At 61.5% G+C, this 25,610-nt stretch carries 25 protein-coding genes and 1 pseudogene; 18 read left to right on the top strand and 8 right to left on the bottom strand.

Annotated elements, in window-relative coordinates; genetic code table 11:
• Nucleotides 1-13 precede the first annotated feature (13 nt).
• A complete protein-coding gene (locus KUV41_RS10455; RefSeq protein WP_222485994.1) occupies nt 14-1,105 on the bottom strand; it encodes a bifunctional nicotinamide-nucleotide adenylyltransferase/Nudix hydroxylase in 1,092 nt (363 codons plus the stop codon).
• Between the two features lie 149 nt (nt 1,106-1,254).
• Between KUV41_RS10455 and KUV41_RS10450 the strand changes: the two are divergent.
• Nucleotides 1,255-2,151, top strand: a pseudogene (locus tag KUV41_RS10450) (YihY/virulence factor BrkB family protein); the annotation flags it as partial.
• Nucleotides 2,149-2,616 carry an acylphosphatase gene (yccX, locus tag KUV41_RS19645; RefSeq protein WP_315900576.1) on the top strand — a complete coding sequence of 156 codons (468 nt, stop codon included), beginning with the start codon at nt 2,149-2,151 and terminating at the stop codon, nt 2,614-2,616. The pseudogene KUV41_RS10450 and the gene yccX, both read left to right, overlap by 3 nt.
• 144 nt (nt 2,617-2,760) lie before the next feature.
• Here yccX and KUV41_RS10440 read toward each other — a convergent pair whose 3' ends face one another.
• From KUV41_RS10440 to KUV41_RS10430, 3 genes are all read right to left on the bottom strand, one after another.
• Nucleotides 2,761-3,702 carry a nucleoside hydrolase gene (locus KUV41_RS10440; RefSeq protein WP_222483242.1) on the bottom strand — a complete coding sequence of 314 codons (942 nt, stop codon included), beginning with the start codon at nt 3,700-3,702 and terminating at the stop codon, nt 2,761-2,763.
• Between the two features lie 58 nt (nt 3,703-3,760).
• On the bottom strand, nt 3,761-4,672 hold the full coding sequence (locus KUV41_RS10435; RefSeq protein ID WP_222485992.1) for a ribokinase: 912 nt from the start codon (nt 4,670-4,672) through the stop codon (nt 3,761-3,763).
• 221 nt (nt 4,673-4,893) lie between these two features.
• Entirely contained in the window at nt 4,894-5,826 is a 933-nt protein-coding gene (locus KUV41_RS10430) for a D-2-hydroxyacid dehydrogenase (RefSeq protein ID WP_206938641.1), read from the bottom strand.
• A gap of 229 nt (nt 5,827-6,055) precedes the next feature.
• Between KUV41_RS10430 and KUV41_RS10425 the strand changes: the two genes are divergently transcribed.
• Together KUV41_RS10425 and aspS are read left to right on the top strand one after the other, a co-directional pair.
• Nucleotides 6,056-6,331 (top strand): FmdB family zinc ribbon protein, encoded by a 276-nt coding sequence (locus KUV41_RS10425; protein WP_222163836.1) that lies wholly within the window; start codon nt 6,056-6,058, stop codon nt 6,329-6,331.
• 43 nt (nt 6,332-6,374) lie between these two features.
• Nucleotides 6,375-8,153, top strand: coding sequence for an aspartate--tRNA ligase (gene aspS, locus KUV41_RS10420; RefSeq protein ID WP_222485990.1), 1,779 nt, complete (start codon nt 6,375-6,377; stop codon nt 8,151-8,153).
• A 132-nt stretch (nt 8,154-8,285) separates the two neighbouring features.
• Here the strand turns inward: aspS and ubiM are convergent, their stop codons facing one another.
• On the bottom strand, nt 8,286-9,554 hold the full coding sequence (gene ubiM / locus KUV41_RS10415) for a 5-demethoxyubiquinol-8 5-hydroxylase UbiM (protein ID WP_222485988.1): 1,269 nt from the start codon (nt 9,552-9,554) through the stop codon (nt 8,286-8,288).
• A gap of 253 nt (nt 9,555-9,807) precedes the next feature.
• On the opposite strand from ubiM, the gene ruvC reads away from it, so the two are divergent.
• The 10 genes from ruvC to KUV41_RS10365 all read left to right on the top strand — a co-directional run bounded on the left by ruvC (nt 9,808) and on the right by KUV41_RS10365 (nt 18,205).
• A complete protein-coding gene (ruvC, locus tag KUV41_RS10410) occupies nt 9,808-10,347 on the top strand; it encodes a crossover junction endodeoxyribonuclease RuvC (protein ID WP_206938654.1) in 540 nt (179 codons plus the stop codon).
• Between the two features lie 225 nt (nt 10,348-10,572).
• Nucleotides 10,573-11,178: a Holliday junction branch migration protein RuvA gene (ruvA, locus tag KUV41_RS10405; protein WP_206938656.1), complete on the top strand. Its 606-nt coding sequence runs from the start codon at nt 10,573-10,575 to the stop codon at nt 11,176-11,178.
• 1 nt (nt 11,179) lies between these two features.
• Nucleotides 11,180-12,208, top strand: a complete 1,029-nt coding sequence (gene ruvB / locus KUV41_RS10400) for a Holliday junction branch migration DNA helicase RuvB (RefSeq protein ID WP_206938665.1) — start codon at nt 11,180-11,182, stop codon at nt 12,206-12,208.
• An 18-nt stretch (nt 12,209-12,226) separates the two neighbouring features.
• A complete protein-coding gene (gene tolQ, locus KUV41_RS10395) occupies nt 12,227-12,916 on the top strand; it encodes a protein TolQ (RefSeq protein ID WP_224852098.1) in 690 nt (229 codons plus the stop codon).
• A gap of 15 nt (nt 12,917-12,931) precedes the next feature.
• On the top strand, nt 12,932-13,372 hold the full coding sequence (tolR, locus tag KUV41_RS10390) for a protein TolR (protein WP_206938666.1): 441 nt from the start codon (nt 12,932-12,934) through the stop codon (nt 13,370-13,372).
• 8 nt (nt 13,373-13,380) lie between these two features.
• Entirely contained in the window at nt 13,381-14,616 is a 1,236-nt protein-coding gene (tolA, locus tag KUV41_RS10385; protein ID WP_222485986.1) for a cell envelope integrity protein TolA, read from the top strand.
• Nucleotides 14,617-14,717: 101 nt separating this feature from the next.
• Nucleotides 14,718-15,974, top strand: a complete 1,257-nt coding sequence (tolB, locus tag KUV41_RS10380; protein WP_222486068.1) for a Tol-Pal system beta propeller repeat protein TolB — start codon at nt 14,718-14,720, stop codon at nt 15,972-15,974.
• A gap of 60 nt (nt 15,975-16,034) precedes the next feature.
• Nucleotides 16,035-16,577 carry a peptidoglycan-associated lipoprotein Pal gene (gene pal, locus KUV41_RS10375; protein ID WP_206938672.1) on the top strand — a complete coding sequence of 181 codons (543 nt, stop codon included), beginning with the start codon at nt 16,035-16,037 and terminating at the stop codon, nt 16,575-16,577.
• Between the two features lie 31 nt (nt 16,578-16,608).
• Complete coding sequence (gene ybgF / locus KUV41_RS10370; RefSeq protein ID WP_222485984.1) at nt 16,609-17,415, top strand: tol-pal system protein YbgF; 807 nt, start codon at nt 16,609-16,611, stop codon at nt 17,413-17,415.
• Nucleotides 17,416-17,428: 13 nt separating this feature from the next.
• Nucleotides 17,429-18,205, top strand: coding sequence for a YciK family oxidoreductase (locus KUV41_RS10365; protein ID WP_222485982.1), 777 nt, complete (start codon nt 17,429-17,431; stop codon nt 18,203-18,205).
• Nucleotides 18,206-18,327: 122 nt separating this feature from the next.
• On the opposite strand, the gene KUV41_RS10360 is transcribed toward KUV41_RS10365, so the two are convergent.
• The gene (locus KUV41_RS10360) at nt 18,328-18,990 is read right to left on the bottom strand and encodes an HAD-IA family hydrolase (protein ID WP_222485980.1); all 663 of its coding nucleotides are present in this window, start codon (nt 18,988-18,990) and stop codon (nt 18,328-18,330) included.
• Nucleotides 18,987-19,706, bottom strand: coding sequence for a bifunctional 2-polyprenyl-6-hydroxyphenol methylase/3-demethylubiquinol 3-O-methyltransferase UbiG (gene ubiG, locus KUV41_RS10355; RefSeq protein ID WP_374107020.1), 720 nt, complete (start codon nt 19,704-19,706; stop codon nt 18,987-18,989). The genes KUV41_RS10360 and ubiG overlap by 4 nt, the downstream gene beginning before the upstream one ends.
• A gap of 150 nt (nt 19,707-19,856) precedes the next feature.
• On the opposite strand from ubiG, the gene galU reads away from it, so the two are divergent.
• Together galU and KUV41_RS10345 are read left to right on the top strand one after the other, a co-directional pair.
• On the top strand, nt 19,857-20,747 hold the full coding sequence (gene galU, locus KUV41_RS10350) for a UTP--glucose-1-phosphate uridylyltransferase GalU (RefSeq protein WP_206938682.1): 891 nt from the start codon (nt 19,857-19,859) through the stop codon (nt 20,745-20,747).
• A gap of 4 nt (nt 20,748-20,751) precedes the next feature.
• On the top strand, nt 20,752-22,044 hold the full coding sequence (locus KUV41_RS10345) for a nucleotide sugar dehydrogenase (protein WP_222485978.1): 1,293 nt from the start codon (nt 20,752-20,754) through the stop codon (nt 22,042-22,044).
• 7 nt (nt 22,045-22,051) lie between these two features.
• Here the strand turns inward: KUV41_RS10345 and KUV41_RS10340 are convergent, their stop codons facing one another.
• A complete protein-coding gene (locus tag KUV41_RS10340) occupies nt 22,052-22,597 on the bottom strand; it encodes a Fe-Mn family superoxide dismutase (protein WP_222485976.1) in 546 nt (181 codons plus the stop codon).
• Nucleotides 22,598-22,804: 207 nt separating this feature from the next.
• Here KUV41_RS10340 and KUV41_RS10335 point away from each other — a divergent pair, with 207 nt between their 5' ends.
• A complete protein-coding gene (locus tag KUV41_RS10335) occupies nt 22,805-23,674 on the top strand; it encodes a hypothetical protein (RefSeq protein WP_222485974.1) in 870 nt (289 codons plus the stop codon).
• A 29-nt stretch (nt 23,675-23,703) separates the two neighbouring features.
• A complete protein-coding gene (locus KUV41_RS10330; RefSeq protein ID WP_315900575.1) occupies nt 23,704-25,578 on the top strand; it encodes an autotransporter assembly complex family protein in 1,875 nt (624 codons plus the stop codon).
• Nucleotides 25,579-25,610 lie beyond the last annotated feature (32 nt).

Below are 25,610 nucleotides of genomic sequence, written 5' to 3'. Positions count from 1 at the left end.
GTGGCGCTCGTGGTCAGGAGCGCCGGTCGGCAGGCAGGCCAAGAAAGTTCTGAATGATGAAGAAGTGATCTTCGAACAGACTCTCCGGCTCCAGTTCGGCCAACGGTACCCAGCGAGCATGATCTCCGCCCTTGACGGGTTTGATCCGAGGAAGGTTCTGGTCAGGGCGCAGCGCAAAATAGAAGGCCTCGGCCAGGGTCCTGCCACGCCAGCTGCGATGGGGCTCGTCGAACAGGCGTTGTCCCCTCAGTGATCCCTTCAGCACCGGCTCCGGCACTTTCAAGCGGATGCGCTCCCGCAACTCTCGCAGACAAGCATCCATCAAACGCTCCTGGGCGCTGATAAACCCCCCTGGCAGGGCATACAAGCCCTTGCCCGGGGCCGAGGTGCGCCTTGCCAACAGCACATGACCCGACTGCACCACTACGGCGCATACGGTGACAAAGATCGGCGGATAGGGCGCCTGGGCCCAGGCTGCGCGATATTGATCAAGTAGCTGTTGTTCCTCTCCCAACTGGCGGTAGGGTTTGCTGTCCATGAACTCATGGACGTGCTCAACCACACCGGGTGGAAGGTCATGGCTGGCGTTAGTGGAGAGATATTCCACTGCGGAGCCCTGTGAGCGGAACAGCCGCTCACGAATCTGGCTGGCAGAGATCGCTTCTACCAGCGGCACGCTGACGGACTCCCACTGGGGAAACAGCGACAGGTAGTAGCTTGACTGTCCTCTGCTTGCGCCGATCAGACCGATTCGCGGCAGTCTCGCGCTTTCGGGGTGCGCCAGATCACGCACCTTGCGCTGTACGTCGTGGACCCAGACGTCGTCGTTGTACAGTGCGTCGAGCAACGGCACGATTTCGAGTCGGGCGTTGTCCTCGTCGTCGAAGGCGCTACGTAACATCTGGCGGCGCTCGTCGAAGCGCCAGGGGTTGCGTAGAGATCGCGCCTGCCAGGCAGACCCTACCAGGACGATCACCTGGCGCGCCTGCTTCAGCGCCGCCCGGATCACAGCGAGATGGCCCAGGTGCGGCGGCTGAAAGCGGCCAATAAAGACAAGGCAGTCGAAGCTGGCCTGGGACGATGTGCTGGCCGGGACGGGGGGCATGAACGACTCCTGTATCGCAGACGCCGCCATTATGGTGGGGTGGGGCAGGTCGCGCAAACCCCTGCTTGAGACAGGGTGTTGAACATCGGTTCTGCGTTGTCTCGCGCTCTTCGGTATGCTGACAGCAAAGAAAATGACGAGGGAACGTTATGATCATTCCATTCTTCGCCTTCTGGTGGGGAGTACTGCGGCGGTCCGTGGCGCTCTGGCTAGAGCGCAATGCTTTCAGCTATGCAGGGTCCCTGGCGTTTTACACGCTGTTCTCCCTGGCCCCCACGGTGATCATTGCAGTGACGGTGATTGGGGTAGTGCTCGGTGAAGAGGCGGCCCAGGGACAGATATTTGCCCAGCTGCAGGGCACCATGGGACCCGACGCCGCCTCTGCCATCGAACAGGCCGTGGCCCAGTCGCGGATTCAGGAGTCCGGGCTGTTGCCGACCTTGCTGGGCTTTGGCGCCTTGATCGTTGGTGCCACCACCGTGTTCGGTCAGATGCAGTTTTCACTGAACACCATCTGGGGAGTAGCGGCCCGTCCTACCAGTAACAGTGCCTGGATCTTCGTGAAGAACCGGATGCTGTCGTTGACCATCGTGCTCGCGATCGGCTTCATTCTGTTGGTTTCGGTAGGTCTTGGGGTCTTTGTGAGGGCGGCGTTGAAGGCCGCTGATGACCTTCTACCCTATGTCAGTCTACTGACCAGGGGCATTGAGTTTGCCGTGTCGGTGGGGGTCATTGCCGCCTTGTTCGCCACCATCTTCAAGGTCTTGCCGGACGTGGTGTTGCGCTGGCGTGATGTCATTGTCGGGGCCGTGGTCACCGCATTGCTGTTCTCGGTAGGCCGCTCAGGTATTGCGCTGTACCTTGCCTACAACGCCACTGCATCGACTTACGGCGCAGCGGGCTCTGTGGTGGTGGTGTTGCTGTGGGTCTACTACTCCTCCTTGATCCTGCTGTTCGGCGCCGCCTTTACCAAGGTGCACCTGGTCGCCCGCCACAAGCCGATTATTCCTCGCAACAGTGCCGTGCTGGTCAAGCAGGAGTTGATGGATCAGCAAAGCGTGAAGGCCCAGTGGAGCGCTGAAGAGCAGCGTGAATTCGAACAGGAGGCGCAACAGCGTCAGCAAGAGGTCGACACGCTTGAGCGCGTCGATGGGATGTCCGAGGATGAAGTGAGCGGCACAGGCCATGCAGCCACCGCCAAGCAGCACGATCAGGCGCGGGAGGACAATATGGAGAGTGACATGATGTGCCTGGAGGCCGTTGTCGAAGGGCAGGTACAAGGCGTGAGTTTTCGCTGGTCGACTCAGCAGCAGGCCCAGGCGCATGGGCTGGTTGGGCACGCGCATAATCAACCTGACGGCAGCGTGGAGGTACTGCTGTGCGGCCCTCGCCATGAGGTCGAGCAGGTCGCTGAGTGGCTGGAGCAGGGTCCGCCCCAGGCCACGGTGACCCGAGTGACGCGTCAAGAGGTGAGACTCTCGTCGATGCCCGAGGCATTCACGACGGGCTGACGAGAAGGCGACAGCGACAGGGGGCGGTCACCGAGCGGTCGGTGGCCGCCCCCTTTGCTTGGGCACCATGCGGAGTTGCCCCTTGCTAGATCAACGGGGCAACGAGCTAGTGCAAGATGCGTCGACGCCAGCGGGCGTGGTGGGTTAGCCGAGCGTATCTGCGATCCATTGGCTGACCGCAGCGCCGTCTACCTCGAGACACACCTGCGCAAGAGGAGTGCCGGACCAGCGAGGCTCGATGAACTGGCGACCCTCCGCGGCAAGAATGGTCTGGCCCTCCGCAGCGCCCTCGGTCACCACGCTGAGGTGGCCCCGGGTGGTCTTGAACAGCTCCGGGCGTACCAGCCAGGCCAATGCCACACTGTCGTGAGGGCAGCAGCCGTCGATGCCCAGGGCATCACGGTAGAAGGCGCGGTAGAAGTCATAGCTGCCGGCGAGGACGCGACCGAGATTCCCCTGGGCAGCTTCAATGCGGGACATGTGCTCGGGGGTGAGGATACAGCGATGGGTGACGTCGAGTCCCACCAGGGTCAGCGGCCAGCCCGCGGTCAGTACCTTTTGCGCGGCGTGGGCGTCATTGAAGATGTTGGCCTCCGCCACCGGAGTGACATTGCCCCCTTCGCGGATGGAGCCGCCCATGACGACCACTTGGCGAACCAGAGTGACAATCTCTGGCGCCAGCTGAAGTGCTGCGGCCAGATTGCCCAGGGGGCCCACGGCGACAAGTGACACCTCACCTGGACGTGCACGCACCGTATCCACGATGAATTGAGCCGCGTTGCGTGACTCCGCCTGGCCGGTGACGGGTGGCAGCGGAATGTTGCCAAGCCCATTATCGCCGTGAATATGTTTCGGTGCCGGGTGTCGCGGCTTGACCATTGGGCATGCCGAGCCCTGGGCCACTGGGACGGGCTGGCCCGCCAACTCACCGAGCAACAGCGCATTGTGGGTGGCGGTATCGATATCGACATTGCCAAAGGTGGTGGTCATGCCCAGCAGGTCAATGTCGGGATGACGCAGGGCGATGGCGATGGCCTGAGCGTCATCAACGCCAGGATCGGTATCAAAGATGATCGGATACTTCACGATAGCTCCTGTGCAGCAGGCGTGGCGTGGTGCCACGCCTACGCTGAAGAAGAATGGCTCAGCGGATCTGGTGCTGACCGGATGAAAGGGCGCTGTCCACTTCATGGCGCGCGGGAACGCTGGTGGCAGCGCCTTGGCGTTGAACACCCAAGGCGGCTGCGGTGGAAGCGAGGGCCAGGCACTCGGCAACGCTTGCCTGCTCCTGCATGGCGGCCAGATAGTAGCCGATGAAGGTGTCGCCGGCTGCTGTAGTGTCGACGGCCTTGACGCTGCTGGCGGGCTGAAAGTACCGCTGATCGCCGTGCTGGTACCAGGCGCCTTCGGCTCCCAGAGTCAACACCACTGCCGTTGTTGGAAGCTGTTGCGCCAGGGCGTCCAGCAAGGCCTCGGCAGAGGCGTCATCCTCACATTCAGCGAGCCAGGCGGCTTCGCCGCGATTGACGAACAGCAGATCGACCAGATGCAGCGGCAGACGCTTGACGTCATCGCTCATCGGCGCAGGGTTGAAGGCGATCTGGACGCCGCGCTGATGTGCCAGCTGGATGCTGTCGGCGAGTACGCTGCACTCATTTTGCAGCAACAGCCAATCACCGGCTGAGCAAGCCTTCATCAGTTCGGCGATATCCTCCGCCTTGAAGTGATGATTGGCGCCGGGGAAGAGCAGAATGGCATTCTCCGCGCTGTCGTCCACCTGAATGATGGCGTGTCCGGAAGGGCCTGGTACCTGCTTGACGCCAGTAACGTCGACGCCGGCATCCTGCAGTAACTCGCGAGCCCAGCCATCCTGTGCGTTGAGGCAGCCCCAGTGCTGGACCTGGCCTCCCGCTTTGGCAAGGGCCAATGATTGATTGGCGCCCTTGCCGCCAAGGCCGACACGGTGTTCGTGGCTGGCAAGGGTTTCTCCAGGACGCACCAGATGAGAGACGCGGTAGACATGGTCGAGGTTGATCGACCCGTAGTTATACAACATAGGGTGTCCGATGACGGTATGGGCTTAGGGCTTGTACGAAAAGTGCCTGCGCCTGGTGATACGGCGTTAGCGCGAAGTATCGGAGTGAAGGCCGGTGTGTGCAAGCGCAGTCAACGGTAGATTCGTGTTTATACCGTTATCTGCATAGGCAAACACCTTATTGAGGTGCCCTCGAATAACATCAACGTTAGACAAGGGCACGAAGACACGACGCTAGGTCGTCAGGCGTTTCGCAAGTTCTCCGCGGTCAGCCGTACGATGTTCTGTCGCGCTTCCGGGGTGATCCACGCACTGTGCGGCGTCACCAGTAGATTGAGCCGCGGCGTCTCGTTGAGCGCGTCAATCAGCGCATGACCATCGCGGGGTGGCTCTACCGGCAAGACATCCACGGCCAGGCCGGCCAGACGGCCATCACGCAGCGCCGCCAGTGCGGCTTCCTCGTCGATGACACCACCGCGGGCGCAATTCACCAGCAGCGCGCCGGCCTTCATGCGTGCAAGGTTGTCAGCGTTGATCAGGTGGCGGCTGTGTTCGGTCAGTGGACAGTGCAGGCTGACCACATCGGCCTCCGGCAACAGTTCGGCCAGGGCGGGGCGATGGTCGTTGGCTTCATTACCTGGACGTGCACTGAACGTCACCCGCATGCCGAAGGCCTCGGCCAGAGAGGCGACGCGAGACCCAAGCTCCCCCTGGCCGACCAGCACCAGATGCTTTCCTTCGAGCTGTACCGTGGGATGCCCCATCATGCAGAAGAAGGGACTCTCACCCCAGCGTCCTTCAGCAACATCGCTGGTGTACTGTGGCAGGCGAGTGGCCAGCGCCAGGATCAGCATCAGGGTGTGCTGGGCGACGCTGGCGGTACCATAGGCGCTGACGTTGTCGACCCGAATGCCGCGTTGCCGGGCGACCTCCATATCGATGTTGTTGGTGCCCGTTGCCAGCACGCAGATATGCTTCAGCGAGGGCAGGGCGTTCAGCGTATCGGCGTCCAGCACGACCTTGTTGACGATCGCAACATCAGCACCGTCGAGGCGCGCGCGGGCCTCGGCGGTGGTGCTGGTGGGGTGGACGTCCAGGCTGTCGAGCTGCTCGCGCAGGGGGGTCAGGTCAATGTCGTCGCCCAGGCTGTCGGCATCGAGTAGAACGGCTTTCATCACGGCTCCTCTTGTCATTGGGGGTAGCATGGCCGAGTTTGAGCGGTTTGATCGCACAGGGCTGTGCCTCATGGGGTTCAGCGCGCTATAATACGGCCCCTTGATCTGGGCTTGGAATTGCTTTTGGCCGGCCCTATATCGCATGTCGGGACAGAGAGCTGCGGAAGATGTGCCGCTGTGGCGTCTCTGTTCCTACTTTTAGGGTTGATGCGAACGGAGACCTCAAACCATGCCCATCTACGAATATCAGTGCAAGGCCTGTGGCCACCGTCTCGAGAAGCTGCAGCGAATGAGCGCCGCTCCCTTGAGCGATTGTCCAGCCTGTGAAGCCCCCGAGCTGAATCGTCTGGTATCTGCCGCAGGCTTTCGTCTTGCCGGCGGTGGCTGGTACGAAACCGATTTCAAGACCGGCGGCAGCAAGAAAAACTTGGCGGGCGACAGTGGTGCCTCGAGTGGCAGCAGTGGCTCCGGTAGCTCGTCCTCCGGAGACGGCGCCGCCGCCTGAGTCTCGATCCGTCCAACCTTCACGCAACATGACAGGAATCAACATGCGCAGCCATTATTGCGGCCAGCTCAACGAAACCCTGGTAGACCAGACGGTCAGCCTGTGCGGCTGGGTGCATCGCCGCCGTGACCACGGTGGGGTGATCTTCCTAGACCTTCGCGATCGTGATGGTATCGCCCAGGTTGTGGTCGACCCTGACACTGCCGAGGCCTTCGCCAATGCCGACCGCGCCCGCAGCGAGTACGTGCTGCGCATTCAGGGCCGTGTGCGCATGCGTCCCGAGGGCACCCAGAACCCGAACATGCCGACAGGCCTGATCGAGGTGCTGGCCAAAGAAGTAGAGGTGCTCAACACCGCCGCAACGCCGCCGTTTCAGCTGGACGAGCATGGCAAGGTCGGTGAGGAAATTCGCCTCAAGCACCGCTACATTGATCTGCGTCGCCCTGAGATGATCGAGAAGCTGCGTCTGCGTTCTCGCATCTCCCACAGCGTACGCGCCTTCCTCGAAGGCGAAGGCTTTCTGGATATCGAGACCCCGGTACTGACCCGCGCCACCCCTGAGGGTGCCCGCGACTACCTGGTGCCTAGCCGTACCCATGCTGGCAACTTCTTTGCGTTGCCGCAGTCCCCACAGCTGTTCAAGCAGCTGTTGATGGTGGCGGGCTTCGATCGTTACTACCAGATTGCCAAGTGTTTCCGCGACGAGGACCTGCGGGCGGATCGTCAGCCTGAATTCACTCAGATCGACCTCGAGGCTTCCTTTGTCGACGAGTCCGACATCATGGGTATTACCGAATCCATGATCCAGGGCCTGTTCAAGGATGTGCTGGATGTCGAACTTGGCGACTTCCCGCAGATGACCTGGCATGAGGCGATGCATCGCTTCGGCTCCGACAAGCCTGATCTGCGTATTCCGCTCGAGCTGACCGATGTCGACGATCTGATGAAAGACGTCGACTTCAAGGTCTTCTCTGGTCCTGCCAACGCCGAAGACGGTCGTGTGGCAGCGCTCAAGGTGAGTGGCGGTGCCAAGCTGTCACGCAAGGAAATTGACGAATACACCAAGTTCGTCGGTATCTACGGAGCGCGCGGTCTGGCCTGGATCAAGGTCAACGAGCGTGCGAAGGGTATCGAAGGTCTGCAGTCGCCGATCGTCAAGTTCATGGAAGACGTGATCGAGACGCTGCTTGACCGTGTCGGTGCGGAAGATGGCGACATCATCTTCTTCGGCGCCGACAAGGCGCGCATCGTCAACGAGGCACTGGGAGCGCTGCGGGTCAAGCTGGGCGAGGATCTCAATCTCTACACCCAGGCCTGGGCACCGCTGTGGGTCGTCGACTTCCCGATGTTCGAGGCGGATGACAACGGGCGTCTGAGTCCGCTGCACCACCCGTTCACCTCACCAGCCTGCAGCCCGGAAGAGCTCAAGGCCAATCCGGCGGGGGCCCTTTCACGCGCCTATGACATGGTGCTGAACGGTACCGAGCTGGGTGGCGGCTCCATTCGTATTCACGATCAGGCCATGCAGAGCGTGGTGTTCGAGATTCTCGGGATCGGTGAAGAAGAGGCCCGTGAGAAGTTTGGCTTCCTGCTCGACGCCCTGCACTATGGCGCGCCGCCCCACGGTGGCCTGGCATTCGGTCTCGACCGTCTGGTCATGCTGATGACCGGTGCGCGCACCATTCGGGAAGTCATTGCCTTCCCGAAGACGCAGAGTGCCGCCTGCTTGATGACGGACGCACCGGGCGATGTCAGCGCCGATCAGCTCAAGGAGCTGAACATTCGTCTTCGTCAGAAGGCCAAGGCCGACAGCGCCGAGTGAGGCAAGCCGCCCAGGCCGTCACCTGGGCGCTTGCACCAGGGGCTTGTTTCGACAGGTCCGTCTGGCGCATGAATGACGCAGAACCCCCGCCATATGGCGGGGGTTCTGCGTTTATATAGCGGTCATTTCTGCTTACTGCTGGCGAGAGGGCGCCCCTGAAAACAACAGGGAAGGAAAGGGCGCAGGTGGCAGGGGCAGTGACGGCAGCCCAGGGAGTGGAGTCGGCCCTGCTCGATTGGGCGCGGTCTGAGCAAGCTGCTGCGCTAGCCAATGGCGGGCAGGAGACAGTCGCTCTCCCGCTCGTAAACCAAGGTGTCGCAGGATGCGAGCATGGGGGCGTTCATCGGTATATAGCCCGACGATGGCCTGGGTCGCCTGATACAGCGGCCAAGTGGCGAGACGGTGCTCCCGTTCATAGCCGACCAGCAGAGGTGGGGCGGCGATATCCTTACCCTGCTGATAGGCGTCGATCAACCGTCGGGCCAGGCGGTATTGGCTATGTATCCCGAAGTTGAAGCCATGGGCGGTGACAGGATGCATGCCCACCGCCGCATCGCCGACCAACGCCAGGCGAGTGCCGACAAAGCGTTCAGCATAAGTACTGACCAAGGGGTAGACGTGCGCTTCACCGTCGACGGTCATCGCTCCCAGTCGGTTGGCGTAGCGCTGTGTCAAGGCAGCGGAAAGCTCTTCTGAGGGAAGTGACGACAGTTCTGCCATCTGCCGGCTGGGCAGGGTGACTACCGCGGAAGATAGATGAGAGGTCAAGGGTAGTAGCGCCAGTGTCTGGCCGTGATCAAACCACTCCCAGGCAGACTGGTCGTGAGCGCGTTCGTGGTGAACGCGGCACACCATCATACTGCGTCCATTGTCCCGCATGCGTGCGGCGATCCCCATTTGACGGCGAGTCTCGGAAAAGCGGCTGTCGGCGGCGACCGCCAGCCGCGCTGTCACTTCCTCACCATTCTCAAGACGAAGCCGCGCGCACTGAGCATCTGTGTCAATCTGCTTCAGTGAAGAGAAGTGCCACTCGATGCCATCGATTCGACTTGCCTCATCGTAGGCCGCCTGGCGGATCAGATGGTTGGAGACCATCACGCCGAGGGGATGATCGGGATCGTGTGGATCCACCTTCATCGAGAACTGCGATGCACCATTGAAAATTCTTGCGCTCGCCAGTGGATACACCTGCTGCTGGGGAATCCGCTGCCATACGCCTAGCGTTTCCAGCAGACCCGCAGACGCTCGGGTGACGGCGATCTCGCGGCCATCTGGTTGGGGGGTGGAGAGCTGGTCCTGGCGCGCGCGCTCAATTAGCGCCACGTCCATTCCAGCGCCCGCCAGTGCACGCGCCAAGCAGATGCCAACAGGCCCCGCGCCTACGATGGCCACATCTTTCATACCTGACTCCTGTGTCGGATTCGCTGGTCATTTGAAGGAACGATAGAATGGTGTGCATTACGCTAGCACAGCCTCAGACGCTTTCGTCTGCATTGTGCGGTTATCTTGATCTGGTCAAGGATGGCAGCGCCACGACCCTAAGGACATAAATGCTAGATTTTTCCACCAATTCAGGCCAAGGCCATGCCATTCTTGCGGGCGATGACAACGGCCGTGGCACGTGTGTCCAGTACGCGGCACAGGAGAGACAGGGATGATTGTGCTGGGCATTGACCCTGGTTCACGTGTGACAGGCTACGGTGTACTTGACGCCAGCGAGCGACAGCCACGCTATGTGGCCAGTGGCTGTATTCGCCTCAAAGACGACGCCCTGGCGCAACGGCTCGCCCAGGTCTACGCCGGCATCAGCGAGTTGATTGGCCTCTACCGCCCAGGCGCCTTTGCCATTGAGCAGGTGTTCATGTCGAAAAATGCCGACTCCGCGTTGAAATTGGGACAGGCCCGAGGGGCTGCGATTGTGTGTGCCGCCAACCACGGTCTTACCGTCAACGAGTATGGTCCACGACAGATCAAGCAGGCGGTGACCGGTTCCGGTGGCGCAGAAAAGACCCAGGTGCAGCATATGATCACCGCCACCCTTGGGCTGTCGGGCACTCCTCAGGCAGACGCTGCAGATGCATTGGCGATTGCCTTGACGCACCTCTACGCGTCCCGAGGACTGGTCAATGAAGGCAATTATGGCGGGCGTCGCGGCGGTGGTCGCGGACAATCCTGGCGGCAGTACCGTCCCTGACGATAGCGCTGGAGCCGTGCCCTTAGACGAGCGTCTCTTTATGCAGACACCTTGATTTTCGAACAGTGTTTGTCACGCTAGCGATGGCTATCGGGTAGCCGTATAGTGGGCGCAGCCAAGGGCTAGTCCGGTGGCATGTTACGGCGTTGCACCAGCGAACTCCGGCCCCGGTCTCGGTTACACTGGTGGTCACCTACACCGAATGTTCAAGGAAGTTATAGCGCCATGATTGGACGCATCACAGGCACATTACTCGAGACTCAGCCCCCCTGGCTCGTGGTGGATGTGGGAGGGGTCGGCTACGAAATGGAAGCCTCAATGACGACCCTGGTCGCACTGCCCGGTAGTGGTGAGAAGGTGTCGTTGTACACCCATTTGACCGTACGCGATGACGCTCATCTTTTGTACGCCTTTGCTCGCGAGCAGGAGCGGGCGTTGTTTCGGGCCCTGATCAAGGTCAACGGCATCGGGCCGAAACTGGCATTGGCGATTCTCTCGGGCATGGAGGAGGACGCCTTCGTGCGCTGCGTCATGGAGGACGACGTGAAGGCTCTGACACGTCTACCTGGCGTGGGCAAGAAGACCGCTGAACGCCTGGTCATCGAGATGCGAGACCGCTTCCCCCATTGGCAGCATCCCGACAGTCTCCCGCTGGAAGGACAACCTGCGGCACCCACGTCCTCCACGTCTTTGCTGGCGGATGCGGAAGCAGCATTGGTCAGTCTCGGCTATAAGCCTACGGAGGCGAGCCGCATGCTGTCGGGACTCGAAGGGGAAGGCAGTACCGAAGCCATGATCAAGGCGGCACTGACACGCCGCATGGCGGGCTGACATGATTGAAACGGATCGCCTTATCGCCGGAGACACCCTGGAAGGCGAGGGTCGGGTGGATCATGCCATTCGTCCCAAGCGTCTCGCCGATTACATCGGCCAGCCGCGTGTGCGCGAACAGCTCGAGATTTTTATCCATGCGGCCAGAGCCAGGGACGAGAGCCTGGATCATACCTTGGTATTCGGTCCTCCTGGTCTCGGCAAGACGACGCTGGCGAACATCATCGCCACGGAGATGGGGGTTGGGTTGACCTCGACGTCTGGTCCGGTGCTGGAGAGAGCCGGAGATCTGGCTGCCATGCTGACCAACCTGAAGGCCGGCGATGTGCTGTTCATCGATGAGATACACCGGCTCTCTCCTGTGGTCGAAGAGATCCTCTATCCGGCGATGGAAGATTTTCAGCTGGATATCGTGATTGGTGAAGGGCCGGCAGCACGCTCGATCAAGCTCGATCTGCCTCCTTTTACCCTGGTCGGCGCCACGACCCGGGCAGGCCGGCTAACCTCACCACTACGCGATCGCTTTGGCATTGTTCAGCGCCTGGAATTCTATGCCATCGACGAGCTGACCGAGATCGTCGCGCGTTCTGCGCGTTTACTCGAGGTAGAAGCCGACCTCGCCGGTGCCAGAGAGGTGGCGAGGCGGTCTCGGGGCACGCCCCGAATTGCCAATCGCCTGCTGCGGCGGGTGCGTGACTTTGCCGAAGTGAAGGCGGGAGGTCATATCACCGCCGACGTGGCCGACCAGGCCCTGAACATGCTGCATGTGGACCACCATGGACTGGATCATATGGACCGCCGACTGCTGCTGGCGATGATCGAAAAGTTCGAGGGTGGTCCGGTAGGCGTGGACTCTCTGTCCGCTGCCATCGGAGAAGAGCGCGACACCATTGAAGATGTCATCGAACCCTATCTGATTCAGCAGGGTCTGATGATGCGAACCGCCAGAGGCCGGGTGGTTACCCGCCAGGCCTGGACCCATTTTGGCATGGCCCCGGACGACCGGGCCCTTGACGCTTCCAACGACTGATTTGAGACGAGGATTTCCGTGAACGACTCCATGTCCATTCCCCACTTGATCATGAACGCCAGCGGCGTGGTCCAGTTCGTCATGCTGTTGCTGATGATCGGTTCCGTGCTGTCCTGGATCGTGGTGTTTCAGCGCAGCTTCGTCATGCGGCGTGCCCGCAAGGCTCACCGCGCGTTCGAAGATCGGTTCTGGTCCGGCGTCGACCTCAACGAGCTGTACAAGAATGCTCCGGCCGAAGGCGATAGCCAGGGCGCTGAGCACATCTTTCGTGCGGGTTTCCGTGAATTCAATCGGCTGATGCCCAAGACGCGCAGCCCACAGGCGATCCTTGACGGCGTTCAGCGCAGCATGCGGGTGGCCTGGTCCCGCGAAGAAGAGCGCTTGAACCTTCATCTGGTCTTTCTGGCCACCGTCGCCTCGGCCAGTCCCTATATCGGTCTGTTCGGTACCGTGTGGGGCATCATGGGCTCCTTCCAGTCGCTGTCCATGGCCCAGCAAGCGACCTTGGCCACGGTGGCACCGTGGATTGCCGAAGCGCTGGTCGCTACCGCGATGGGCCTGTTTGCGGCCATTCCTGCGGTTATCTTCTACAACCGCCTTTCTGCCGAGTCGTCACGCTTGCTGGGCAAGTACGAAGACTTTGCCGAGGAGTTTCACTCCATCCTGCACCGCAACCTGCAGGGCCGTCCCGACGCAAGTGCGGCCTGAGGAAGGAGACCCTCCATGCTAGGACCCTTCAATCGCCGTGGGCGCAGCAAGCCCATGGGGGAAATCAACGTCGTGCCCTTCATCGACGTCATGCTGGTGCTGCTGGTGATCTTCATGATTACCGCACCCATGCTGACCCAGGGGGTGAAGGTCGATTTGCCACAGGTGACGTCCGAGCCGATCGAGGATGTCGAGAACAGCGAACCGATCATCGTGTCGGTCGACAAGGAAGGCCAGTATTTCATCAGTCTTGGTGGAGACGAGACGCAGGTCAGCCTGGATGAGCTCAGTGATCGCGTCATTATTCTGCTGGAGCGAAAACCCGGCACGCCGGTGATGGTGCGTGGTGACCGCAATGTGGCATATGGCCAGATAGTGACCCTGATGAGCACGCTGCAGGTGGCTGGCGTCGCCAACGTAGGGCTGATTTCCGAGCCCCCGCCCCAGGAAGGCTAGGAGAGCTCATGGCGAAACCACAACGGCGAACGACCAGCAAGCGCGCCGGAAACGTCGGCTACGGCCTGCCGACAGTGCTGGCCGTGGCATTGCACCTGGGGCTGCTTATCCTGAGCGTGATCAAGTGGCCGACCAGCGAGCCTGAGACGCCCAATAACGCTATCGTGCAGGCAACGCTGATCAGCACCGAAACACGGACGGATCAGGCGCAGCAGGCTGCGGAGGCACGTACCCGTGCGGCGGAACGTCAGGCAGAGGAAGAGGCCAAGCGTGACGCCGAGCGGCAAGCCGAGCAAGAGGCTGAACGCAAGGCCCAGGAAGAGGCTGAGCGTGCAGCGCAGCAGGAAGCGGAACGGCAGGCCCAGGCGGAAGCGGCGGAGCAAGCACGTGCTGAAGCAGAGCGTCGCGCGGCTGAAGCGGAAGCTGCCGAACAGCAGCGGGCGCAGCAGGAGGCTGAGCGTGAAGCGGCACGTGAGCAGGCCGAGCAGGAGCGCCAGGCGGAAGCCGAGCGCAGACGTCAGGAAGAGGCCGCTCGTCAGCAGGAAGCCGAACGCCAGGCCCGCGAGGAGGCCGAGCAGAAAGCAAGAGAGGAAGCCGAGCGCCAAGCCCGCGAAGAAGCCGAGCGAAAGGCCAGAGAGGAAGCCGAGCGTCAGGCCCGTGAGGAAGCCGAGCAAAAGGCCAGAGAAGAAGCTGAGCGCCAGGCCCGCGAGGAAGCCGAGCAAAATGCCAGAGAAGAAGCTGAGCGCCAGGCCCGCGAGGAAGCTGAGCGCCAGGCCCGCGAGGAAGCCGAGCGAAAGGCCAGAGAGGAAGCCGAGCAGAGGGCCAAAGAGGAAGCCGAACGCAAGGCCCGGGAGGAGGCTGAGCGCCAGGCACGGGAGGAGGCTGAGCGGCAGTTGCAGCGCATTATCGAAGGCGATTCCGATGCCGTCTCCAATGCCGAGCAGGGCGCCGAGGCCGCCAATGGCTTCATTCAACTGGTGCGACGTGCCGTAGAGCAAGCCTGGGTCATCCCGCCTAATGTCGGCAATGGCACCACGGCAGAAGTTGAAGTTCGGCTTGGTCCCTCCGGGGAAGTGTTCGCGGTGAGCATCCGTCGCTCCAGTGGCGATGCCGCCTTTGATAATTCGGCGATTCAGGCGGTGGAGTCGGCCGCGCCATTTTCCGAGCTGCGGGACCTTCCCAGCGGCGTGCAACGCGACTATCGTCAATTCAATCTGCGGTTCAGACCAGGAGACATTCGCTGATGAGAGCATTGAACGCGAGTTGGTGGGCAGGAACAGAGCGTCGATCCGGTGGTCATCGACGTGCGCTCAGCAAAGGACTGGCTTCGGTCGTGACAGGCGCCATGCTGTGGCTGCTTGGCCCCGTGGCTTCTGCAGACCTCACCATCGATATTACGCGGGGTAACGAGCGCGCCACGCCCATCGCTGTGGTTCCCTTCGCTGATCAGGCCGGTGGCTTGCCCGAGGACATCGCCCAGGTCGTCTCCGACGATCTGGAGCGCAGCGGCTACTTCGAGCCTCTGCCTCGCTCGGCGATGTTCAACCAGCCCTCCAGCAGTGACGACGTCACCTATGGCGACTGGCGTAGCCTGGACTCCCGCTATCTGGTCGTAGGCAGCACCAGCCAGGAAGGTGGACAGGTCAAGGTGCGTTACGAACTGCTCGACGTCAGCGGCGAAAGTCGTCTGCTCGGAGAGACTGTGACGGCCTCAAGCTCCGACCTGCGTGGGGCGGCCCACTATATCAGTGACCAGATCTTCGAAGAGATCACCGGTATTCGCGGCGCGTTTTCAACCCGTATTGCCTATGTCACGTCCCAAGGCGTGGGTGATAACACCCAGTATGGTCTTTATGTGGCGGATGCCGACGGTCGCAACAGCCAGCAGGTGCTGACATCCGATGAGCCGATCATGTCACCGGCCTGGTCGCCTGACGGCGGCAAGCTGGCGTACGTATCCTTCGAGACCGAGCGTCCGGCGATCTATGTTCAGAACCTGGCTACCGGACAGCGGGCCAAGTTGACCGACTTTGAAGGTCTCAATAGCGCGCCGAGCTGGTCCCCGGATGGCCGTCGTCTGGCCATGGCGCTGTCCCGCGATGGCCAGCCTGAAATCTACGTGATGGATATCGGTTCTCGTAACCTGCAGCGTGTGACCAACTCCAGCAGCATCGAGACCGAACCGGCCTGGAGCCCCGACGGCAGCAGCCTGATCTTTACCTCTGACCGCTCTGGAGGTCCACAGATCTATCGTCAGAGCGTCAACGGCGGCAACGCCGAGCGTCTGACCTACACCGGTAGCTACAACGCTCGTGGACGCCTGTCTCCGGACGGCAAGACGCTGTTCTTGATCCACCGTGGCAACAATGGTTATCAGGTGGCGAAGCAGGATCTGGACAGTGGGCGCCTGGTGGAAATTAGCGATGCACAACAAGCTGAATCTCCCAGTATCGCGCCCAATGGCACCATGGTAATCTTCGCCACCCAGCAGGGTAGTACGGGGGTGCTGGGGGCGGTCACCGCCGATGGACGTGCGCAGTTCCGCCTGCCAGCCGCCCAGGGTGATGTGCGTGAGCCGTCCTGGTCCCCGTTCCTCAACTGATTCGTTGGTAGCCTCGGCCCACGAATCGACTTTGATGCATCAAGCAAGGAGAGTGACACGATGTTTCTGAAGCCCTACGCCCGTTCGCTGGCAATCGCCGCTTCCCTGGCCGTGCTGGCTGGCTGTTCCAGCACTGGCGGCACCCAGGACGGCAGCGCCGCCGGAAGTGGTTCCGGCACCATGGGCGGATCCGGTGTCGGCACCGGCACCGCAGGCAGCGGCCAGGTAAGCGGCTACGGCACCGATGGCTCCGGCCAGATGTCCGATGCACGCATCCCGGAAGTGCGTACCATCTACTTCAACTATGACAGCGACGCGATTCGCCCTGAGTTCGAGTCAGTGGTCAATGCCCACGCTCAGTACCTCAGCCGCAATCCGAATGCCTCTGTCGTGTTGCAGGGCCACACCGACGAGCGTGGTACCCGCGAATACAACCTGGCACTGGGTGAGCGTCGTGCCGGATCTGTCGAGCGCTACCTGCGCCTGCAAGGCGTCAATCCGTCCCAGGTGGAAGTCGTCAGCTACGGTGAAGAGCGCCCGGCGGCTCGCGGTAGCAACGAGGATGCCTTTGCACAGAACCGCCGCGTGGTCTTTGCTTACTAAAGGTCACTGACGTCGGACGTGGGAGAAGTCAATGAGACACAGTCTTAAGGGACTGTGCGGCGCGGGAGCCTTGGTGCTCCCGTTGTCCGTCATAGTACCCGCCATCATGTCACCAGCGCTGGCCCAGCAACCGGTTGTCAGGGATCTTGGAGGCAGCAACAGCTTTTATGATCAGACGGCCACCCAAGCCCAAGCCAGCGGTAACCTGGCCTTGTTCAACCAGGTCGAACAGCACCAGCGGGAGCTGAGAGAGCTGCGCGGGCAGATCGAGGAGTTGCGCTATCAGCTTGATCAGCTGAAGCAGCAGAGCCGCCAGCAGTACATGGACCTGGATCAGCGCCTCAGCGAGCTGCCTGCCCAGGCGCCGCAAGCCTCATCCTCGGCGGCCGCTGCCGACACTTCCGCGCCGAAGGGCGAGGCGGCCAGTGATGCATCCTCGGAACGGGGAAGCGGCGCGAGCGACCAGGCTCGCGAGGCGTATCAGGCCGCTTTCTCCAAGGTCCAGTCACGCAATTTCGATCAAGCCATCAGTGATTTCGATACCTTCGTGGATCGCTATCCCGACAGCAGTCTGACCGGCAATGCCTACTACTGGCTGGGTGAGTTGCATTCGGCCCAATCGTCGTTTGGCGATGCCGAGAAGGCCTTTGACACGGTGCTGGAGAGATTCCCCGACAGCAGCAAGGTTCCCGATGCGATGTACAAGCTGGGACTGCTGAAAGCGCGCCAGGGGGATACGGATGCGGGACATGCGCTGCTGAAGTCGGTGCAGGAAGACTATCCTGACAGCAATGCCGCATCTCTGGCCGATGACTACATGCGCCAGAGCGGGGCCTGATCGAGGAATCGCCATGAGTGACCATGAGACCGCCTGCAAGATCGACTATCAAGCGCCCAGTGACTTGCTTAACGATCGCATCGTTCTGGTAACCGGCGCCGGAGACGGCATTGGTCGAGTTGCCGCGATCGAATACGCTCGCCATGGTGCCACCGTGATTCTGCTGGGTCGCACCACGTCCAAGCTTGAAAAGGTGTATGACGAGATAGAAGCGTCGGGAGGACCACAGCCGGCGATCTTCCCGCTGAACTTCGAGGGGGCAACGCTCAAGGACTATCACGACATGGCTGAGGCGTTGAACAAGGAGTTCGGCCGTCTCGACGGCATCCTGCACAACGCCGGGCTTCTGGGCAAAATCACACCCTTCGAGCAGTACAATCCTGAGCTCTGGGAGCAGGTGATGCAGGTCAACCTGCAAGGGCCGATCTGGATGACCCAGGCCCTGTTGCCGCTGCTGACCCAGTCCCAGGATGCCTCCGTCATCTTTACCTCCTCCAGCGTCGGTCGCAAAGGGCGGGCCTACTGGGGAGCCTATTCGGTGTCAAAGTTCGCCACCGAAGGGTTCTCGCAGGTGCTGGCCGAAGAAATTGAGCACCTCGGGACGCTCAGGGTCAACACGCTGAACCCTGGTGCGACACGCACGGCCATGCGCAAAGGGGCTTATCCCGGAGAAGATCCGATGACCCTGCGCACACCGGAAGACATCATGCCTACCTACCTGTGGCTGATGGGGCCGGATAGCAGGGGCTGCAACGGTCAGGCCTTCGACGCTCAGCCACCAAGGCGTTGAGTGTGACTTACTGCCATTGCCTTGAGCTGCCTCAGGTGGTGCAAGATGCAAGGCAATGGCAGCGTGGACCTGAGTGTAGTGACGACGGCGTGGCCGTAGTCGGTCTCTCCACTGCCGTTGTGTCAGGGCAGGCTGAGCGCTTCCACGACCGCCTCAGCAGTGTCGAACCAGCGATCCGCTGGCCACTGCCGAATGTCGTCTTCCTCTGCGATATAACCGTATCCCACTGCGATAGCGGTCATGCCGGCCGCTCTGGCGGCTTGCATGTCGCGCATGTGGTCGCCCAGATACCAGCACTCTTGCGGGGCCACTGACAGGCGCCGTGCTGCCTCGAGCAGTGGTTCCGGATGGGGCTTCTTGTGGGGTAGGTCATCGGCACACAGCAAGGCTCCAGGCTGCAGTCCCAGCGCCTCGACCAAGGGCTCGGCGTACAGGCGCGGCTTGTTGGTGACGATGCCCCAGGGACGCGAGCGATCGCGCCAGTGCAACAACAGGCGATCGAGGGGCGGAAACACCTGGCTGTGGTCGGCGACAGCTTCCGCATAGAAGTCGAGCAATGTCTTGCGTGCTGCGGCGTGATCAGGATGCGACGGTTCCAGTCCCAGGGCGAGGGTCACCAGGGCACTGCCGCCATTGGAGACTTGAGCGCGGATGCGTGGGTAGGGCAGCGCCTCCTGACCATGCAGTTGGCGCAGTCGATTGGTGGCCATCGCCAGATCAGGCGCCGTATCGACCAGGGTGCCATCGAGATCAAACAGCAGGGCCTGGGGCGATGACTGACTCATGCCACCTCCTTGCGGCAATGCATCAGATAGTTGACCGAGACATCCTCGGCAGAGAGCGAGAAGCGGCGGGTTACCGGATGGTAGACCAGCCCTGTCTGTTCGCAGACCTTGAGCCCAGCGTCACGGCACCAGCGAGCCAGTTCCGATGGGCGGATGAAGCGCGCATAGTCATGGGTGCCGCGGGGCACCATCTTGAGCAGATATTCCGCTCCCAGGATGGCCAAAGCGTAGGACTTGGGGTTGCGATTGATCGTCGACAGCACCAGTTGCCCACCCGGCTTCAACAGTGAGGCGCAGGCCCGGATGATCGCTTCGGGATCGGGGACATGCTCCAGCATCTCCAGGCAGGTGACGACATCGGCACTTGCCGGAGCTTCGCTCGCCAGATCCTCGACGCTGACCAGCCGGTAGTCGACATCTACGTCGTGCTCCCGGGCATGCTGTCGAGCGACCTCCAGCGAGGCGTCGGCGAGGTCAATTCCGGTGACTCGGGCACCGCGTCGTGCCATGGCCTCAGCCAGGATGCCACCGCCACAGCCCACATCGATGACCTTGCGACCAGCCAGCCCAACCCTGGCGTCGATAAAGTCCAGGCGCAGCGGATTGATGGCATGCAGTGGCTTGAATTCCCCTTCGGGATCCCACCAGCGATCCGCCAGCGCAGAGAACTTGTCGATCTCGCTGTGGTCAACGTTGGCGGAAGGGGTATCGGACATGTTCATTAGGTTCTCCAAGGCAAGCCGCCAATGTCAGCGGACCACATTCGTCTGATACGCTATTCTACGCATTCCCTGTTCCAAGTCCCATGGTGCACGTCGCCATGGATGACACTAGAACCTCCAGTTTTCGACAAGAAGGAAGTCTCCATGATCCGCAAGGCCGTTCTCCCTGTCGCTGGTTTTGGCACCCGCTGCCTGCCTGCGTCCAAGGCCATCCCCAAGGAAATGATCACCATCGTGGATCGCCCGGTGATTCAATACGTGGTCCAGGAGGCCGTTGCGGCAGGTATTCGTGACATCGTCCTGGTGACTCATGGCACCAAGAGTGCCATTGAAAACCACTTTGACAAGCACTTCGAGCTGGAAGCCGGGCTTGAGGCCAAGGGCAAGACCGAATTGCTCGAAGAGCTGCGGGCCATCGTGCCTGCCGACGTCAATATCATCAGCGTGCGCCAGCCCGAACCGCTGGGTCTGGGACACGCCGTGCTATGCGCGCGCCCAGTGATCGGCGACGACGAACCCTTTGCCGTGCTGCTGCCGGACGTGCTGGTGGATGACGATGGTCTCAGCCGCAACGACCTGGCCGGCATGATCGAGGCGTTTGAACAGACCGGGCGCTCCCAGCTGATGGTCGAGGAAGTCCCCCGCGAGCTGACCTACAAGTACGGCATTGTGGCACCCAAGGGCGAACCGCCCCAGCCGGGCGAATCCTGCCAGCTCGATGGTCTGGTAGAGAAGCCCAAGGTGGAAGAAGCGCCTTCCAACCTTTCTGTGATCGGTCGCTACCTGCTCCCGGGACGGATCTTTCCGATGCTGGCCCGCACCAAGCCGGGCGCCGGCAATGAGATTCAGCTGACAGACGCTATCGAGGAGCTGCGCAACGCTGAAGGCGTTGACGCCTACCGTATGCAGGGCACGACGTATGACTGCGGTCATCAACTCGGTTATCTTGAGGCGATTCTGGCTTACGGTCGCCGACATGCTCGCTATGGCGAGGGCTTCACGGAGCTGTTGAAACGCTACGCTGCCGAGGACTGATGCCATGAAAGTGGTGATACATGGAAGTGAACTGTCAGCCGCCACCGCCGCCGCTGCCTTGTCCTGGGTGGGTCATGATGTCGTCTGGCGTCCTCTGGACCGCCGCTGGGACGAGCTGAAGGACAGCGGATGGCTCACTCGTGAGCCATCCGTGCTCGCGCATCTGACAGCGGCCATGGAGGCCGGGCACCTCAAGGTAGATCACGACGACCCGCCGCCTTACGCCGCCGTGGACGTCTTATGGCTTGCGCTGTCGCCCACCCAGCGTGATGAGGCGGCACGACTGGTCAAGGATGCGGCCGAGATGTTGGCCAACGGGGCGGTGATTATCAACAATGCTACCTTCCCGGTAGGCGATACCGAGCGTTTCGAAGCGCTGCTGCCGGATAAGGACGTCATGTCGGTGGCGTTGCCCGACACCCTTGAGGAAGGCCGCGCCTGGGACACCTTCACTCGGGCAAGAAGCTGGCTGCTGGGCTGCGACGATGATCGTGCAGAGCGCCAGGTCCGTGAACTGATGCGGGCGTTCAACCGTCGGCATGAGGTGTTCAAGCGCATGCCTCGGCGCGCCGCCGAGCTGACCAAGCTGGCCATCAACGGCATGTTGGCGACGCGGATCAGCTATATGAACGAGATGGCCGGACTGGCGGACACCCTTGGTGTCGACGTCGAGTACTTGCGCCAGGGCATGGGGGCAGACCCCCGTATTGGCTATGAGTACCTGTACCCTGGCTGCGGTTTTGGCGGTCCCAATTTCAGCCGCGATCTGGTGGGGCTGGCAGATGTACAGTCGGCCAGCGGTCGCCACTCTGAATTGCTCGATCAGGTCCTCGAGATCAACGAGCACAAGAAAGAGACGTTGTTCCGCAAGCTGTGGACCCATTTTCAGGGTCGTCTGGAAGGCCGCCGTGTGGCGATCTGGGGCGCCGCCTTCAAGCCCGGCACGGCGCGGATCGATCACGCTCCCGTACTGACGCTGCTGCGTGCCCTGTGGGCCCAGGGCGTACACGTGCATCTGCACGACCCGGCAGCGCTGCCGGAGGTGCAGGCAGCGGTGGGTGATCATCCGCTGCTGACACTGCACTATGGAGACCCCCTCGACGCCTGTCAGCAGGTAGATGCGCTGTTGCTGGTGACCGAGTGGAAGGCTTACTGGAACCCGGATTGGCAGCTCCTGCACCAGCGCCTGAACGAGAAGCTTATCCTCGACGGGCGCAACATCTTTGACCCCGCGTATGTCGCGGGGCAGGGCTTCCACTACCGCGGCATCGGCAGGCGTGCAGACCCCGTCTGTTGAGTGTTCCTCAATCCTGAGCGTTGCGAGCGGCAAACGGCCAATTGATCAGAGGCCAGAGCCGCTCCAGCGCCTCACTGTCGCCCAGGACGTCCAGTACCAAAAGGGGTTCACCCGCTGTCGTCATGGGCTCACCTGTCCCTGTGGTGGTGATGACAAGGGCATCGTCCTGACGCAGAACCCACACCCAAGCGGCGCTCTCTCCGGCCTTGCCCAATATCCTGATGCAGGCCTCCTTCATTCCCTCGACACTCCCGTACTGACGCTGAATCATCGTCGCCAGTGGCTCCAACAAAGGCTCCGGGCGCGGTGTCAGGCAGTGCCAGAACAGGGTCAGGTTCCACGCCTCCTGAGCGTGATGACGCACCTCTTCACTGGCCGCTCGCAGCCCGTCGTCAAGTGACAGCGCTACTTGCCCTTGCACGGCCGCCCAGCGGTTGAGAACCCGCAGATGATCGAGATGATCGCCCATGTAGCGGTGTTCGATCCAGCTCTTGGCAAGCCGAGGCTCCAATAGATGGCTGTCGTAGGGTAGTGCGGGTAATTCGAAGGACATGATAGCTCCTGAACAGGTCTTGCCACGGGGTCCGATAGCGGCGTCAATAGCATGTTGCCAGCAGAGAAGCGCGCAGCGCCGTGCGTAATGGTGGTAAAAAACCTTACACTATCAGCCAACTGTTGGCTGCCAGCGACGTGACGTACGGTTCTCGAATCGCTACAGGTTGTGTTCGCGCCAGCTCCTCATGCAGATCAGGAGACCCCTATGGCTCACCCCCCAGACATCGGACGCCCGGGCAGTATCGTGCCGGATCCGGGCGAAAGCGTGTCCGCTACCCGTTATCGGCAAGCACCAGCGCCCAGGCTGTGGCCTTTGTGGCTGCTGATGCTGTTGGTCGTAGGTGGCCTGGCGGCGGGTAGCTGGTGGCTGTGGCAGGAAGGCCAGCGGCTTGATCAGGAATTGAACCGTCTGCGCGGAGAACTCTCCAACGTTCACGCTCGCTTCGAGGCCGAACAAGGGGAGGGCGACCTGATAGCAGAGTTCGAGCGCCGTCTGGATGGGTTGGAGAGCGCCAATGCGACTCTCGACCAACGGCTAGGGGAAGGCCTTGCTGGAGTGGAGAACGCACTTGCCGAACAGGCACAGGCATCGCTGGACCGCCAGGAAGTGAACGCAGAAACTTTGCAGGATCTAGATGAGAGGCTGTCCACTCTCAGCGACACCCTGGCATCGGCCCGCTCGTCACTGGCAGCGGTAGAACGGGCCGGCGACAGCGCCAGAGGTGCCCTCGAGGCGCGCATGGACAGGTTCGACGACGCCCGCGAGTCATTTGCTGGACGGCTGGCGTCCGTCACTACCCGGGTAGATGAAGTGGTCAGCCGACTGGATACTCGTCTCGGCGAGATGCTGCCACGGGTAGAAAGCGCTGAAAATCGCCTGTCCGAGGTGACGCGTGACGTTGAAGGCTTGCGCCAATCACGCCAAGATGTGGCCGAGGAGCAGCAGGCGCTGGAGGCCAGGATCGGACAGCGAATCGACGCCATGGAAGACAATATGGCGTCGCTGGCCGCCGATCTGCGCGACCTGCGCCAAGCTCAACTCGCCTTCAGCGCACAACTGGAAGCGCTGCGTTGATCCAGTACCCACGTCAGGAACGCTACAACATGATGGAACATCGTGCTCCCGCTCGCCGGAGACTGGGTGCTGTTGCCTTGGGACCGGGCCTGCTGCTGCTGGTGGCACTGCCGACGTTCGCCATGGATGCCGAGGTCCAGGGTATCGAAGGACGAATCGCTGACAACGTCGAGGTCTACCTCGAGGGACTGGATGGCAGCCAGTACCGCGTCGAGCGCCTGCGCAACGAAGTGGCGCGCCTGACCCAGGAAGCCATGAGGGTGTACGGCTACTATGAGCCGTCCATCGAGATGCGCTTCGATCGTGATGAAGAGCCACAGGAAGTCTTCCTGACCATCGACAAGGGAGATCCGGTGCGCCTGGAGGTCATCGACTTCACGTTGGAAGGGGACGCGAAGGACGATGCGCCCTTCCAACTGGCGATCGACGCCTACCCGCAAGAGCTCGGCGACATTCTCGAGCATGCTCCCTATGACAGCCTTAAAAGCCGACTCCAGGGGCTGACCATCGAGCGCGGGTACTTCGACTGGCAGTTTACTGACGAGCGTATGGAGATACGCCCCTGGGCGGATAGTGCACGCATTTACCTGGGCATGGACAGCGGCCCTCGCTATCGCTTCGGCAACGTCTACATCAAAGGCAGTCACATCGTCGAAGATCGCCTGCGCAATCTGGTCCCCTTTGACTACGGTGATCCCTACCTGGCCAGCGATGTGGCTGAACTGAACAACCGACTGAGCTCGACCGAGTGGTTCGGCTCGCTGACGGTTCGCCCTCGGTTGGAACGCCAGAAAGGCAGTCTTGCTCTGCCGGAGCACGATGGCTGGTGGTACTCGGTCGATGTTGCCGAGATCCCGGCACCGTTCTCTGGTCCCCGGATTAGCCGCAAAGCCTTGGCCAGCGCACTTTCCCTCTACCCGCCTGCGCTACCCACAATGCCCGTGGATGTCACCGTTACCCCCGCTGATCGACATCAGTTTGAGGCGGGTATCGGCTTTGCCACGGATGTAGGGCCCCGGCTTCAGTTCTCCTGGGAGCAACCGTGGGTCAACCGCTACGGCCATAGCTGGGACAACCAGGTCTATCTGTCTGCACCCGACCAGCAGTTCAGCGGTACCTATCGCATTCCCCTGGAAGACCCCCTCAATGACAGCTATCGGCTGCAGTACGGTCTGCGTAATCAGGATATCGAGGATACCGAGAGTTTCGAGAGCACCGTGGACTTCGGGCGCCACTGGGTCTTTGAAAACGACTGGGAACAGACGATCTACGTGCGTACCACCTATGAGGACTTTACCCAGGGCGAGCAGTCCGATCAGGTGCTGCTGTTGTACCCCGGGGTGAAATGGTCCCGGGTGCGCACCCGCAATCCCCAGTTTCCGACCTGGGGTGACCGCCAGAACCTGGAGCTGCAGTATTCTCATGAGTCCTGGGGGTCGGACGCGGAATTCTTTCGTATGACCGGTGACACCGCCTGGATCCGCAAGCTGGGTGACGACAACCGCTTTATCGGCCGTCTGGGCGTAGGCGCGATCAACACCGATGATTTCGACAAGATCCCGCCATCACTGCGCTTCTTTACCGGTGGCGATACCAGCGTGCGTGGCTACAGCTACGAATCCCTGTCCCCGGAAGATGAGAACGGCGACCTGGAAGGCGGGCAGCACGAATTTACCGCAAGCGTCGAGGCCCAGCGCCGGATCACCGGCAAGTGGTGGGGTGCCACCTTTGTCGACATTGGCGATGCGTTTTCGGAGTGGTGGCCCAATGACCTCAAGAAGAGCGCTGGGGTGGGTGTGAGATGGATCTCTCCGGTGGGGCCGATACGTTTTGATATCGCGCATCCCTTCGATGACGAGGACGATAATTTCCGCCTGCACTTCGCCATCGGACCAGAATTTTAAGGCCAGCCGGCGCCAGCCCCCTGACAGGAGGG

The sequence above is a fragment of the Halomonas sp. DP8Y7-1 genome (assembly GCF_019801685.1).
GTDB classification, from domain to species: Bacteria; Pseudomonadota; Gammaproteobacteria; order Pseudomonadales; family Halomonadaceae; genus Halomonas; species Halomonas litopenaei_A.
The sequence above is the reverse complement of the archived record's forward strand: the minus strand, read 5'-3'. Positions and strand labels throughout refer to the sequence as shown.

Coding starts and splice junctions, on each gene's coding strand:
- ubiG (WP_374107020.1), bottom strand. CDS start 19,706: ATGTCCGATACCCCTTCCGCCAACGTTGACCACAGCGAGATCGACAAG.
- ruvB (WP_206938665.1), top strand. CDS start 11,180: ATGATTGAAACGGATCGCCTTATCGCCGGAGACACCCTGGAAGGCGAG.
- ybgF (WP_222485984.1), top strand. CDS start 16,609: ATGAGACACAGTCTTAAGGGACTGTGCGGCGCGGGAGCCTTGGTGCTC.
- KUV41_RS10360 (WP_222485980.1), bottom strand. CDS start 18,990: ATGAGTCAGTCATCGCCCCAGGCCCTGCTGTTTGATCTCGATGGCACC.
- KUV41_RS10340 (WP_222485976.1), bottom strand. CDS start 22,597: ATGTCCTTCGAATTACCCGCACTACCCTACGACAGCCATCTATTGGAG.
- ruvC (WP_206938654.1), top strand. CDS start 9,808: ATGATTGTGCTGGGCATTGACCCTGGTTCACGTGTGACAGGCTACGGT.
- tolA (WP_222485986.1), top strand. CDS start 13,381: ATGGCGAAACCACAACGGCGAACGACCAGCAAGCGCGCCGGAAACGTC.
- KUV41_RS10345 (WP_222485978.1), top strand. CDS start 20,752: ATGAAAGTGGTGATACATGGAAGTGAACTGTCAGCCGCCACCGCCGCC.
- aspS (WP_222485990.1), top strand. CDS start 6,375: ATGCGCAGCCATTATTGCGGCCAGCTCAACGAAACCCTGGTAGACCAG.
- pal (WP_206938672.1), top strand. CDS start 16,035: ATGTTTCTGAAGCCCTACGCCCGTTCGCTGGCAATCGCCGCTTCCCTG.
- tolB (WP_222486068.1), top strand. CDS start 14,718: ATGCTGTGGCTGCTTGGCCCCGTGGCTTCTGCAGACCTCACCATCGAT.
- KUV41_RS10435 (WP_222485992.1), bottom strand. CDS start 4,672: ATGTTGTATAACTACGGGTCGATCAACCTCGACCATGTCTACCGCGTC.
- KUV41_RS10330 (WP_315900575.1), top strand. CDS start 23,704: ATGATGGAACATCGTGCTCCCGCTCGCCGGAGACTGGGTGCTGTTGCC.
- KUV41_RS10425 (WP_222163836.1), top strand. CDS start 6,056: ATGCCCATCTACGAATATCAGTGCAAGGCCTGTGGCCACCGTCTCGAG.
- KUV41_RS10430 (WP_206938641.1), bottom strand. CDS start 5,826: ATGAAAGCCGTTCTACTCGATGCCGACAGCCTGGGCGACGACATTGAC.
- yccX (WP_315900576.1), top strand. CDS start 2,149: ATGGATCAGCAAAGCGTGAAGGCCCAGTGGAGCGCTGAAGAGCAGCGT.
- KUV41_RS10365 (WP_222485982.1), top strand. CDS start 17,429: ATGAGTGACCATGAGACCGCCTGCAAGATCGACTATCAAGCGCCCAGT.
- KUV41_RS10335 (WP_222485974.1), top strand. CDS start 22,805: ATGGCTCACCCCCCAGACATCGGACGCCCGGGCAGTATCGTGCCGGAT.
- tolR (WP_206938666.1), top strand. CDS start 12,932: ATGCTAGGACCCTTCAATCGCCGTGGGCGCAGCAAGCCCATGGGGGAA.
- ubiM (WP_222485988.1), bottom strand. CDS start 9,554: ATGAAAGATGTGGCCATCGTAGGCGCGGGGCCTGTTGGCATCTGCTTG.
- KUV41_RS10455 (WP_222485994.1), bottom strand. CDS start 1,105: ATGCCCCCCGTCCCGGCCAGCACATCGTCCCAGGCCAGCTTCGACTGC.
- galU (WP_206938682.1), top strand. CDS start 19,857: ATGATCCGCAAGGCCGTTCTCCCTGTCGCTGGTTTTGGCACCCGCTGC.
- ruvA (WP_206938656.1), top strand. CDS start 10,573: ATGATTGGACGCATCACAGGCACATTACTCGAGACTCAGCCCCCCTGG.